Origin of the sequence: Kiritimatiella glycovorans (assembly GCF_001017655.1) — a bacterium.
GTDB lineage: Bacteria > Verrucomicrobiota > Kiritimatiellia > Kiritimatiellales > Kiritimatiellaceae > Kiritimatiella > Kiritimatiella glycovorans.
On sequence record NZ_CP010904.1, the window covers coordinates 920700 to 933536 of the forward strand.

Genomic DNA, 12837 nt, shown 5'->3' on the forward strand with positions numbered 1-12837 from the left:
ACCCCGGGAAAGAACGATGAAGAGGGTTCGGGAACACAGTCTGAGGAGGGCGCGACGGGGTTCCGGAATGCGCACCGCCACGATGGTGCCCGGCCTCATCGCCGCGGCCCTCTTCCTGGCATGCGGCACGCGGGCCCCGGCCGCCGCGGTGAGCAGGACGGACGCGACGCGGGCGGCGGCGCAGTGGCTCGCGAAAAGCCTCGTGTTCGCCCGCGCGGAATCGCGTATGCCTTCGGGCGTACTGTTCAGTATACGGACGGTCGAACCGCTCGCGCTGGGCGGTCAGGGCACACCAACCGCATGGCACGCCGACCTCGATCCCCGCGGATACCTGGTGCTGGGGGCGGATGACCGCATGCCGCCGATTCTCTGTTTCAGCGCGGAGAACGACCTGAATCTTGCGGACGACCCCCGCAACGCCCTGCGCGCGATGCTTGAACGCGATCTGTCCAGGGCGCGCATGACGCTGGACGGACTCGACAGGGCCGGCGGGAATCAGCTCCGGATCGCAGGCGCCTCCGATTTCGTGTCGGAGAACAGAGCGAGATGGGATGCATGGCTGAGCGAAGAAACCGCCTATGATGGAATGCTCCTGGACGCGGAGTACCAGCAGACCGGAATTCTGGTCGATGCCATGCTGAGCACGACCTGGGACCAGTGCAACCACTACAACGAAGGGTGCCCCGAGGATCCGGCCGCCTCGGCCTATTACGACGGGAAAGCGCCCGCGGGGTGCGTGGCCGTGGCCGGGGCCCAGATCATGAACTTCTACGAGTGGCCGTCCCGGGGTCGTGAAGCGCATACCTATACCGACCGCGCGGGGTCGATCACCGGCGTGTTCAGCGCCGTGTTTTCGGACGTCTATGCGTGGTCCGCGATGCAGAACGACTACGATCCCTGGAGTTCTGAAGCCGCTGCGGCCGTGGAAGCAGTGTCGGAGCTGATGTACGAACTCGGCGTGGCCGTTGAAATGGATTACGAACATGACGGCTCGGCCGCCTATTCGGGAGATCTGGTCGGGCGCGCCGAATCCCACTTCTTTTACGAACGGGCGACCCCCATGGATCGCGATGAGGACCCCGGGGGGTTCGACGGCTTGTTGCGCGACGAGATGCTCGCGGGCCGTCCCTGTCCCGCGAGCATCCCCGGCCACGCTTTCGTCGTCGACGGGCTCAGCGAGGAAAGCGGCGCCGATTATTTTCATATCAACTACGGATGGGGCGGAACGAACGACGGCTGGTACGAGCCTTCCAACATCAACGGCAGCAGCTTTCAGACCGCGTATTACGGAATGCGCCCCCAGTTCCGGCCGCTGCTCGATTCTCCCGATGCAGGCACGAATACGACGGGTCACGTCGAACTGCGGTGGTCGTTTCCCGCCTGTTCCGCCGCCGCCGTGACGGGATACCGGCTGAAACAGGCCGCCTACGCTCCCTCCGCGCTGTTTGAGGCGGCGGACGATTTTTCGCGCTGGGAGACGTCGGGCGGATGGGAACTCGACACACCCGGCGTTGACGGAACGGGGTCCTGTTTCCACCGGCCTTCGGACCCGGGCCGCGCCGCACTCACGCTCGCCGACCCCCTCATCCCGTCCGGCTCCACGAAACTGTCGTTCGACTATAAAACCATCCTGTCCGACGACTCGTTCTACGTGAAGGTGTCCTCCGACCGCGGACAGTCATGGGATACGCTCATGAACCGTTCCGGCACGGGATGGGATGACTACTGGCTCCACAGCGACCTCGATCTGAGCATGTACGCCGGGAAGGAGCTATGGGTGCGGTTTCAGTATGTGCGTGAGGGCGGCGACTCCTTTTATACGTCCGGGGGAGTATGGCTCGATCAAATCGAGATCAATGACTTTGAGGGGCTGGAATGGCGTCTGCTCGACGATGCGATCCCGTCGTCGCAGACCAATGTGTTGGTCACCTGCGTGGAGGATGATCTGTATTACCATGCGCTGGAGGCTCATAACGGGACGAATTGGCAGCGGCGCAGCCCGCCGGTGGGCGTGGAGGTGGCCTTGAGCGCGACGGGCGATGTGGACGGGGACGGGTTGCCGAACGGCTGGGAACTTACGTATTCCGGCACCGCCACCGGCCGCGTCGCGACCGCCGACGGGGATAAGGACCGGTACACGGACCTCGAGGAATATTACGCGGGCACCGATCCTGAGGAGTCGTCCAGTTATTTCAGGGTACGGCGCTGTGCCGCGGATTCCGGCGTGCCCGAGCTGACCTGGGCGTCGGTCTCCGGCAGGACCTACCGCGTGATGCGGACGGAGGGTCTGCAGCCTCCCCACACCTTCAGCGTGCGGGCGGACGATCTGCCCGCCACCCCCCGAACCAACCGCTACACCGATACGGGCGCGACGGGCTGCGGACCTTATTTCTACAGAGTCGAGATCTACATGGAGTAGCCGGCACCCCGTCCGGGACCGTGTGTCCGCGTTCCCGCCGGCTGCCGCCTCACCGCCGACGTTTCATAATTGATTTCGCAGTGCGGGCGGGGACAATGGCGGATGGGTTCAGGGTGGAAATCTGCGGGACGAGGTGCGGGCGGGGAGTCTGAGTGACGGCGGAAGCGGAACAGCGAGAGGGCAGGGCGCAGGCGGGGCGTTTTGAGGTGCGCGCGCGCGACGCGGAAACCGACGCGCGCTGCGGCGTGCTGCAGACGGCGCACGGCCCCGTACACACCCCGGTGTTCATGCCCGTCGGCACCCAGGCGACCGTCAAGGGGATGACGCCCCGCGAACTCGAGGAGTTGCGGATCGAGATTATTCTCGGCAACACCTACCACCTCTCCGAGCGCCCCGGTGCGGAAGTGATCGAGCGGCTCGGCGGCCTGCATGCCTTCATGGGATGGAACGGCGCGATCCTCACCGACAGCGGCGGCTACCAGGTGTTCAGCCTCGCCTCCCTGCGGGAGGTGACGGAGGACGGCGTGCGGTTCCGCTCGCACGTCGACGGAGCAGAGCGGTTTCTCGGCCCGGACGAGGCCATGGAGATTCAGCGGCGGCTGGGATCGGATATCGCCATGGCGTTCGACGAGTGCCCGCCCGATCCCTCCGATCGGGATTACACTTGTAAAGCCGTTCAGCGGACCCTAGATTGGGCCGTTCGTTGCGCACGCGCTCCGCGCGCGGAGGGACAGATCGTCTTCGGCATCGTTCAGGGCGGGATTTTCTCCGATCTGCGGGAAGAGTGCGCCGGCAGGCTGGCGGACCTCGGGTTCGACGGCTACGCGATCGGCGGCGTGAGCGTGGGGGAGGGCGAAGAATTGATTACGCGGGGCGTCGAGGATACGGCCCGCCACCTTCCGCCGCATCGGCCGCGCTACCTGATGGGCGTCGGCGATCCGGCGCAGATCGTGGACGCGGTCGCCCGGGGAGTCGATATGTTCGACTGTGTGATGCCGACCCGGCTGGCGCGCAACGGAACGGTGATGACGCGGCGCGGGCGCTACCCGGTCAAGGCGGGACGCTTCCGGACCGACCCGGCGCCGCTGGAGGAGGAATGTGGATGCGAGGTATGCGCGCGGTTCAGCCGGGCGTATATACGGCACCTGTTCAATACGAACGAAATGCTGGGACCGCGGCTGGTGACGGAGCATAACCTGCAGGTATACGGTCGGCTGCAGGAGGAAATGAGAACGCATATCGAAGCCGGAACCTACGCGTCGTTCGCGCGTTCGTTTGCGGCGGAGTACCGCGGCGTACGCGACGATCTCTGAGTTTCGACGGAACGGACGAGCAACCTGAACGCAGGAGGAACCCCCGATGCAACCATGGATACCGATGCTGGCCCAGGCGGCGCAGCCGCAGCAGGGCGAACAATCGCCGATCTTCATGTTCGGCTGGCTGATCATCATGATCGCCATTTTCTACTTTCTGCTGATCCGGCCCCAGCGTAAACGCGAGAAACAGCGGCAGCAGCTCATCGCCTCGGTGAAGAGCGGCGACCAGGTGCTGCTCACCAGCGGGATGATCGGCAGGGTCTCGAACGTCAAGGACCGGATCTTCACGGTCAAGATCGCGGAAAACGTGAAAGTCGATGTCGTGAAGAGCGCCGTGAGCCGGGTGCTGACGGATGACGATACGCTTGAAGGCGCGGAGAATGCGGGCTAGGTTCGCCCGGCTGATCCCCGGCCGCGGGCGGGCGCCCGCGGCGTGATGTAGGGCAATCCCCTGAGCTGCGGACCTTCGCACGAAGGAAAGGCGGAAGAGATGGAGCGGAATACGATCTGGAAATGGGTGCTGCTGGCCGGCCTGACCCTGTGGTCGCTGGTGCTGGTTACGCCTCTCGAGGAAAAGGTCAAGCTGGGACTCGACCTGCGCGGCGGGACGAGCTTCGTGCTGCAGGTCGACATGGAGGAGCTGAGCGAGGACGAGAAAAAGGACGCCCCTCAGCGGGCCCTCGAGGTGATCCGCAACCGTGTGGACAGCATGGGCATTGAGGAGCCCAATATCTACCTCAAACCCCGCCAGAACCGGATCGTCGTCCAGCTCCCGGGATTGACCCCTGAAGACCGTGACCGCGCGCTCGACAATCTCAAAAGCGTAGCCTTCCTCGAATTCCGCATGGTGCACGACGAAAACCGCGAACTCGTCAACCGGCTGTTCGCGAACGGCTGGACGCCCCCCGGCCACGAACTGGTCGAGCTGGAGCGTTACGACGCCGCCTCGGGGCAGAGCTGGAAGGAGTATCTCTTCCGCCGGACCGAAAAGTTTTCCGAACTCGGCGAGGACCGCATCGAGGCGCTCCGGCGCGCGCGCCGCGACTTCCACGCCCCGGCGGGCTACGAACTCCTGCTGGAGGAGGTGGACCGGCGCGACGAGACGCTCTATAAACCGTACTATGTGAAGGTGCGTCCCGAACTGACCGGGGAGTATCTGAAGCACGCCTCGGTCGATTACCGCCAGCTCGGGCAGGCGGTCGTCACGCTCTCGTTCGACGCCCGCGGTGCCAAGCGGTTCGGCCGCGTCACGGCCGATTACGCGCCGGGAGGTTCGAAGAACCCCGAGATGGAAGGTAGGCGTCAGCTCGCGATCGTGCTGGATAACAAGCTCTACTCGGCGCCGACAATCGATGAGCCGATCTACGGCGGCAACGCGGTCATCCGCGGCAATTTCAAGCCCGAAGAGGCCCAGGACCTCGCCCTCATCCTGCGCGCCGGCTCGCTCCCCGCACCCGTTGAGCTGATCGAAGAACGCAGCGTGGATCCGACCCTGGGCCGCGACTCGATCCGCAGCGGCACGCGCGCCGTCATCTTCGGCGGGATCGCCGTGCTGATCTTCGTCATCGCCTATTATTTCATGGCCGGCGTGATCGCCGACGCCGCGCTGGTGCTCGACCTGCTGCTGCTTCCGCTGGGCATGTGGCTCGTCTCCGGATTTCTCGGGATGTTTGCCGGTTCGTTCGAGGGGGGAGGGGCCGCCGGCCTGCCCGTGCTCACCCTGCCCGGCATCGCCGCGATCGTGCTGACGATCGGGATGGCGGTCGACGCCAACGTGCTGATCTTCGAGCGCATACGCGAGGAACTCAAGGCAGGCAAGACGCTACGCGGCGCGATCTCGGCCGGGTACGAGAAGGTGTTCAGCACGATCTTCGATGCCAACCTCACCACCCTGCTCACGGCCCTGATCCTGTTCTGGCAGGGCTCCGGCCCGATCCGGGGCTTTGCCGTCATCCTGAGCGCGGGGATCGTCGTCAGTATGTTCGTCGCACTGGTCGCCACCCGTATGTTCCTCAATGTGCTGGCCCAGCGGACGAAGGCCGTGACTTTGCGGATGCTCTCGATCGTCAAGAAGGCCGACTTCAACTTCCTGGGCCGCCGCCGCATCGCCGGCTTTGCCTCGCTGGTCCTGCTGATCATTACCTGGGCGGTCTTCGGCATGAAGGGCGCCGGCAATTTCGGCGTGGACTTCACCGGCGGTTCGTCCATCACGTTCAGCTTCGACCGTCGCGTGCCCGTTCAGGATGTGCGGGAGACCCTCGACGCGGCCGGGGTCGAGGACGCCCAGATCCAGTATCAGCAGGAACTGACGCGCAACGCCGCGGGCGAGACGCCCGAGTACCTGCAGGTGAAGGTGCCCTATGGCAAAGGGGAAAACGTGCGCGAACTGGTCACCGGCAGTTTCGAATCGGCGGGCTTTGAGGCGATCAAGGTCGACCGGGTCGGACCGCAGATCGGAGCGGAGCTGCAGCGGAAAGGGGTCCTCGCGATCGGGACCGCCCTGCTCGGGATCATTATCTATATCTCGATCCGCTTCGAGTTCGCCTTCGCGATCGGAGCGATCGTCGCCCTGGCGCACGATGTGCTGATGACCGTCGGGCTCTACTGTCTCTTCGGCCGTCAGCTCAGCCTGCCCGTCATTGCGGCCCTGCTTACGATCGTGGGCTATTCGGTCAACGATACGATCGTGGTGTTCGACCGCATCCGCGAGGATCTGGGCCTGATCAAGGGAAGGCCGTACAGCGAGATCGCGAACCTGAGTATCAACCAGACCCTGAGCCGTACGTTGCTGACGTCGATCACGACCCTGATTGCCGTGCTGGCGCTGCTGCTCTTCGGCGGCGGCGCGATCAACGACTTCGCGCTGACGCTGCTGATCGGGGTGCTCGTGGGTACGTACTCGTCGATCTTCGTGGCCACCCCCACGGTGCTGCTGTGGCATCCCGACGACAAGAAGAGCGCGTAAAGAAGGGATATGCACTCCACTCGCTGGGTCATGCGAGACCCCGATCCCGAGGCCGCGCGCCGCGTGGCGCAGGCCTGCGGGATCCCTGAACCGCTCGGCGCCGTGCTGGCGCAGCGGGGCTGTGGCGAGCCGGAGTGGGCGCAGTCGTTTCTGCACCCGCGCCTCCGTGATCTCGCCGACCCGTTTGCCTATGAGGGTATGCATTCCGCGGTGGAGCGTATCGAGCGGGCGCTGCGGAGCGGCGAGAAGGTGGCGGTGTTCGGCGATTACGACGTGGACGGACTGACCGCCACGGCACTGCTGGTGCGGGTGCTGCGCAGACTCGGCGGTCGCGTGGAGCCCTTCGTTCCTCACCGGATCGAGGAGGGCTACGGACTCACCGCGGAGGCGCTCGACCGCTGCCTCGCCGAACACGCCCCCGGATTGATCGTCACCGTCGACTGCGGGACGAACGCGGTGGATGCCGTCGAGCGCGCGCGGGCGGCGGGTGTCGACGTCATCGTGACCGACCATCACGAGCCGGACACGCGGATCGCCGCCGCGGTGGCCGTGGTGAATCCGAAGCACGGGGAACCGGACTCCTCCGATGCCCCGCCGGCCGGCGTCGGCGTGGCCTTCAAACTCTGTCATGCGCTGCTGAAACACCGCAACGGCGGGCGGCCGGAGGTCGATCTGCGCGAGCTGCTCGACTACGTGGCCCTCGGCACCGTCGCGGATCTCGTGCCGCTGCGCGGGGAGAACAGGATACTGGTGCACGCCGGGCTCCGGAGGCTCGCGCGCTCGAAGTGGGCCGGCGTACGGGCGCTCGCCGAGGCGGCGGACCTGCACCGCGAGCGCGAGTGGACGTGTTACCACATCGGGTTCGTGCTGGGACCGCGGCTCAACGCGGCGGGACGGGTGGGCACCGCCGCGCGGGCGCTGGACCTGTTGCTCTCCGGCGATCCCGAGGCCTGTGCCGAGGGCGCGCGCGAGCTGGAGCGCGCCAATACCGAGCGACGGAATATGGAGCGAAGAATTCGTGAACGCGCCGTCGAACAGGTCGATGCCGCCTTCGACCCGGACCGGGACTACGCAGTGCTGGCCGCGGGGGAGGGCTGGCATCCCGGCGTGCTGGGGATCGTCGCCTCCCGCCTCTGCGCCCGCTACCGCCGTCCCGCCATGGTGATCGGACTCGACGAAGAGGGCGTGGGGCGCGGATCGGGACGGAGCATCGAGGGCTTCGACCTGCATGCGGCGCTGACCGCCTGCGCCGGGCCGCTCGAGCGGTTCGGCGGTCACGCCCTGGCGGCGGGGGTCACGGTGAAGGCCGGCCGGCTCGAGGAGTTCCGGGCCGCGTTCGCCGAACATGCGGCGACATGCCTGGCGGACGCCGACCTGCGCCCCGTGCTCGAAATCGACCGGGAGGCGTCGCTCGGGGACTTCACGCCCGAGTTCCGGCGGGCACTCCAGCGTCTGGCACCGTTCGGCGAGGCCAATCCGGAACCGGTATGGATGATTCGCGGCGTGCGGGTCGACGGCGAACCCCGGGTCGTGGGCGATCGACACTGGAAGTTTCGCATCACCGACGGCCGGAACCGGCTGAACGCGATCGCCTTCCGCATGGCCGACCGCGAGATTCCCGGCGGCTGCTTCGATATCGTCGGCCGCCTGCGCGACAACACCTTTCGCGGCCGGACCACGCCGCAACTCCAGGTGTGCGACTTCCGGGAAGGGGAGGGGGAGGGATTGAGTGGGAGGGCTGAGACCTGAAACCTGAGTAAGAAGAGGGAGTGGGAGGGCTGAGACCTGAAACCTGAGTAAGAAGAGGGAGTGGGAAGGCTGAGACCTGAAACCTGAGTAAGAAGAGGGAGTGGGAAGGCTGAGACCTGAAACCTGAATAAGAAACCAGAATGTAACTACTCAGGTAGCCCCACCATGGCGCTACCACTGAAACAATCGTAGTCTACCCCCCCCGAGCGCAACAGAAAAAACCCGATTTTCTGCTGGACTCGGATCGCGTGGTCTTCTACGCTGCTGACCATGGCACAGGCTATGGTCATTCAGGGGCGGAGAATCACGGACGGCGAGATCGCCTTGATCCGGGATTTGATGGCAGAGCATCGGGACTGGGGGCGTACCCGCCTGAGCGAAGAACTGTGCCGCTGCTGGAACTGGCGCAACGCGCAGGGCCGTATCAAGGACATGGCGGCGCGCTCCCTGCTGTTGAAGCTGGAGCGACGCGGATGCATCGAGTTGCCGGCGCGTCAACGCCCGTCTTCCAATCATTTCCGCAACCGGTGCGTGCCTGCCGTAGAACCTGCCGCCGAACCGATTCGCTCTGACCTGAGCGCATTGCGGCCCCTGTCGGCAGACCTTGTCGCCCCACGTTCGGATAACTCGCAGTTGTTCAAAGGGCTGCTGGGCCGATACCACTACTTGGGCCATCGCAACACGGTGGGCGAGAACCTGCGCTATCTGATCCGCGACCGGCACGGTCGGCTCGTGGCCTGTGCGCTGTTCGGTTCGGCGGCATGGAAATGCGCGGATCGGGATCGTTTCCTCGGCTGGGATCGGGCCTGCCGTGAACGCAATCTCCAGGCATTGACCAACAATACGCGTTTCCTGATCCTGCCCTGGGTCGAAGTCCCGCATCTGGCCAGCCACGTCCTCGGCCTCATTGCCCGGCGCATCCGGGATGACTGGCAGGGCAAGTACGCTCATCCCGTGCATGCCTTGGAAACGTTCGTGGACCGTTCCCGATTCAAAGGCACCTGCTACCGGGCCGCGAACTGGATGCGCCTGGGCGCAACGCAGGGGCGGACCCGCAACGATCGAGACCGCCGCATCCAGGCGCCGGTCAAGGACGTGTATCTGTATCCGCTTATCCCGGAGTTCCGGCGGGAGTTGTGCGCACCCGCCTGCTCCCGAACCGAAGGGAGGGCGGGCAGGTGATGACACGCCAAGAGGCCGAAGCGATCTACGACGCCGGCAAGGAAACCGTCGTGCGGGTACTGTTGATGATGGATGCGCGCATCCGTGCTCTGGAAGAACGCGTTCAGTCTCTTGAGAACCAACTCGCCAAAAACTCGCGCAACAGCAGCAAACCGCCCTCCAGCGACGGCTTCAAGAAACCTGCGCCCAAAAGCCTGCGCAAGAAGGGCAAGCGCAAGTCCGGCGGCCAGCCCGGCCATACCGGCCATACGCTCGCGATGGCCGACAAGCCCGAGCACACCGAAGTGCACCGTGTGAAGGAATGCGAACACTGCGGCCGCTCTCTAGCCGATCAATCCGTCGAGGGCATCGAAAAGCGTCAAGTCCATGACCTGCCACCCCTGCGGCTGATCGTCACCGAGCACCAGGCTGAAACCAAAACCTGCGCCTGCGGCCATCTGAACAAAGCCGCGTTCCCCGAAGGGGTCAACGCTCCCGTGCAATACGGCGAGGGGATCAAGGCTGCGGCCGTGTACCTGAAGAACTATCAGTTCCTGCCCTATGACCGAACCTGCGAACTGCTGAATGACTTCTTCGGCTGCCCGATGAGCGAAGGCACGCTCTGCAATATCATCGCCCAATCCCACACGTTGGCCGCCGACCCCGTCGAGAAGATCAAGGAGTTGATCGAGCAGGCCGCCGTGGCACACTTCGACGAGACCGGCTCACGGGTAGACGGCAAGCTGTGGTGGCTGCATTCGGCCTCGACCGCACAGGCAACCTATTATGACATCCATCGCAAACGCGGCCGCGAAGCGATCGATGAGATCGGCATCCTGCCCGACTTCCTCGGACGCGCCGTTCACGACTTCTGGAAACCGTACTTCGGCTACGACTGCCTCCATGGCCTCTGCAACGCCCATCACTTGCGCGAACTGATCTTTGCGCATGAGCAGCACCAGCAGGACTGGGCCGACCACATGATCGACTGCCTGCTCGACATCAAAGAGGCCGTCGATCTCGCCAAACAGTCGACCGATCATCTTGACCGGCGGCAGCTACACACCTTCGAAGCCCGCTACCAGCAAGTCCTCGACGAAGGCTACGCGCAGAATCCGCTGCCGCCGTTGCCGCGCAACGCGAAGAAACGACGGGGCCGCCGCAAGAAGACCAAAGCCCGTAACCTGCTCGAACGGCTCGACGAGCACCGCGATGAAGCGCTTGCGTTCATGTACGACTTCAACGTGCCCTTCGACAACAATCAGGCTGAGCGCGATCTACGCATGATGAAGGTGCAGCAGAAAATCTCGGGCATGTTCCGAACCGAGGATGGCGCCCAAGCCTTCTGCCGCATTCGAAGCTACATCTCAACCGCCCGCAAGAATGCCGTCGGCGCTATGGATGCGCTGACCCGCCTGTTCAGCGGAAACCCCTTCGTTCCGGCGCTCAATACCTCGTAGCCTCTGCCGCGGATGAACGGACCTCGCCGATCCTACTCGCACTCGCCCCCTCGCAAATCCAGGCGGAGCCATCCCGACTTGCCGCCATCGTCTCGATCCCGTATAGCCCATCTGGAATCGGCTAACGATAACGGGCGACGAGAACGGCTCACGAGTTGGAAGCGCCTATCGTCGACCGCTCTCGTCGCCCGTTATCGTCAACCGTCCTCTGGGAGAGGGGTACCTGAGTAGTCACATAAATTTGCATGTCCAGGACTATCCCCGGTTTTTCGCAGGGAATTGAGGGAACGCCCCTGCAGGACGGCAAAAGAGGCAAAATAGAAGTGGAATAGAGTGGTCTCCAAGTGACACCATCAAAAGATGGAGGTGACAAAACAAACACAAGGAGACCGTCAGGGACCGTACCCGAAGCGCGCTGAAAATCCGAGACCAGATCGGGAAATTTATGGGGATATTTTATCCCCACTTTTCGAAACCGAAACAGCGGTTCATAGAGCAAATGATCTTCGGGCTGCTGGCGGGCAAGGATGTGAAGCTGAGCACCCTATCGCGTAAGCTTGATGAGCCGGTCCAATTAAAGAAGACCGAGGCGCGGTTGTCTCGCCACCTGAACGCCCCGGGTATGGATCAGGCGATCAACAAAGAGATCGCATCCTCCGCCTCGCGCAAGATACACAAAGACACGCTGATCATTCTGGACCCGAGTGATATCCGGAAGAACTACGCCGAAGCGATGCCCTTTCTTGGCCGGGTGCGTGACGGCAGCACGGGGCAGATCGTCAACGGGTACTGGAGCTGCCTGGCCGTGGCCTGTGAAGTGGGCAAGCGCCGCATGCTGCCGCTGCATCATCGCCTGTGGTCGGCCGAAGCTCCGGACTTTATCAGTGAGAACCACCAGTTGCGGGAGATCATCAACATGATCAGCCGGGCGGTCTCTAGACGAGGCATCTACGTGATCGACCGCGGCGGCGACCGCTGCAAGATCTATAACCACCTTCTCCGTAATCATTGGCGATTTATCATCAGGCTGACGGGCAGCCGCCATCTGCGCTATCGCGGCAAGAACAGCCGGGCCCTGGATCTGGCGGAGAGTTGCCCCATGCTCTATCGCGATCAGCTCGTCAAAGAGACTCGCGAAGGCGAGAAGACTTATCAGATCGAGTACGGTTTCCGGCGAGTCAGGATGCCGGGGAAGAAACCCTGGCTTTACCTGATCGTGGTCAAAGGCTTTGGCCGGAAGCCCATGATGCTGCTGACCACCGAAGAGGTGACGAAGAGCCGCAAGTCGATATGGTTCATCGTTGAGGGCTATATTTCACGCTGGCTCGTAGAAGACGCCCTCCGCTTTATCAAGCAGAGCTACAAGCTCGAAGACGTCCGCGTCCTCTCGTACCAGCGCCTCCAGAACATGATGGCGCTCGTGCTTGCCGCGATCTACTTCTCGGCGGTCTGGCTGGGCAGCTCGGTAAAACGGGCCGTTCTCTCGGCCTATGCCATCAAGGCCTCAAAACGCTTCTTCGGTATCGCAGAGTTCCACTATTACGCGCTCGCCGATGGCATCGCCGCTCTTCTCTCCCGCATCGGCGCATCGCGCAGCCCGCATCCCCGTTCGCCTCCTGTCTCAAGCTTCCCGCAAACGTGGTTTCCGGGGTTCGGCTGAAAACTGGGGTAAGTCCAAAAGGGGGGGGATCAATTGCAGCAGTTCTCATTATGGCCGCATTCCGACCGCGGACGGCGTGGCAGCCGTCCCTCCCGAGTCGATATCCG

At 63.9% G+C, this 12837-nt stretch carries 8 protein-coding genes; all 8 read left to right on the forward strand.

Annotation, left to right across the window (positions count from 1 at the left end):
* The first annotated feature begins 16 nt into the window (after nt 1-16).
* The 8 genes from L21SP4_RS03880 to L21SP4_RS03915 all read left to right on the forward strand — a co-directional run bounded on the left by L21SP4_RS03880 (nt 17) and on the right by L21SP4_RS03915 (nt 12730).
* Entirely contained in the window at nt 17-2419 is a 2403-nt protein-coding gene (locus tag L21SP4_RS03880) for a C10 family peptidase (protein ID WP_082116508.1), read from the forward strand.
* A gap of 152 nt (nt 2420-2571) precedes the next feature.
* Nucleotides 2572-3732: a tRNA guanosine(34) transglycosylase Tgt gene (tgt, locus tag L21SP4_RS03885; protein ID WP_052881429.1), complete on the forward strand. Its 1161-nt coding sequence runs from the start codon at nt 2572-2574 to the stop codon at nt 3730-3732.
* Between the two features lie 46 nt (nt 3733-3778).
* Nucleotides 3779-4126 (forward strand): preprotein translocase subunit YajC, encoded by a 348-nt coding sequence (yajC, locus tag L21SP4_RS03890; protein WP_082116509.1) that lies wholly within the window; start codon nt 3779-3781, stop codon nt 4124-4126.
* Nucleotides 4127-4225: 99 nt separating this feature from the next.
* Complete coding sequence (locus L21SP4_RS03895) at nt 4226-6700, forward strand: protein translocase subunit SecDF (protein WP_052881431.1); 2475 nt, start codon at nt 4226-4228, stop codon at nt 6698-6700.
* 9 nt (nt 6701-6709) lie between these two features.
* A complete protein-coding gene (gene recJ, locus L21SP4_RS03900; RefSeq protein WP_074041379.1) occupies nt 6710-8449 on the forward strand; it encodes a single-stranded-DNA-specific exonuclease RecJ in 1740 nt (579 codons plus the stop codon).
* A 270-nt stretch (nt 8450-8719) separates the two neighbouring features.
* Nucleotides 8720-9631 carry a Druantia anti-phage system protein DruA gene (locus L21SP4_RS03905; RefSeq protein ID WP_201774599.1) on the forward strand — a complete coding sequence of 304 codons (912 nt, stop codon included), beginning with the start codon at nt 8720-8722 and terminating at the stop codon, nt 9629-9631.
* Complete coding sequence (gene tnpC, locus L21SP4_RS03910) at nt 9631-11070, forward strand: IS66 family transposase (protein WP_074041530.1); 1440 nt, start codon at nt 9631-9633, stop codon at nt 11068-11070. Before L21SP4_RS03905 ends, tnpC begins: the two co-directional genes overlap by 1 nt.
* 445 nt (nt 11071-11515) lie before the next feature.
* Nucleotides 11516-12730: a transposase gene (locus tag L21SP4_RS03915; protein WP_052881434.1), complete on the forward strand. Its 1215-nt coding sequence runs from the start codon at nt 11516-11518 to the stop codon at nt 12728-12730.
* Nucleotides 12731-12837: the final 107 nt, after the last annotated feature.

Excerpts from the sequence above, each read along its gene's own strand:
- L21SP4_RS03880 (WP_082116508.1), top strand. The coding sequence starts at position 17 with ATGAAGAGGGTTCGGGAACACAGTCTGAGGAGGGCGCGACGGGGTTCC.
- yajC (WP_082116509.1), top strand. The coding sequence starts at position 3,779 with ATGCAACCATGGATACCGATGCTGGCCCAGGCGGCGCAGCCGCAGCAG.
- L21SP4_RS03895 (WP_052881431.1), top strand. The coding sequence starts at position 4,226 with ATGGAGCGGAATACGATCTGGAAATGGGTGCTGCTGGCCGGCCTGACC.
- recJ (WP_074041379.1), top strand. The coding sequence starts at position 6,710 with ATGCACTCCACTCGCTGGGTCATGCGAGACCCCGATCCCGAGGCCGCG.
- L21SP4_RS03905 (WP_201774599.1), top strand. The coding sequence starts at position 8,720 with ATGGCACAGGCTATGGTCATTCAGGGGCGGAGAATCACGGACGGCGAG.
- tnpC (WP_074041530.1), top strand. The coding sequence starts at position 9,631 with ATGACACGCCAAGAGGCCGAAGCGATCTACGACGCCGGCAAGGAAACC.
- L21SP4_RS03915 (WP_052881434.1), top strand. The coding sequence starts at position 11,516 with ATGGGGATATTTTATCCCCACTTTTCGAAACCGAAACAGCGGTTCATA.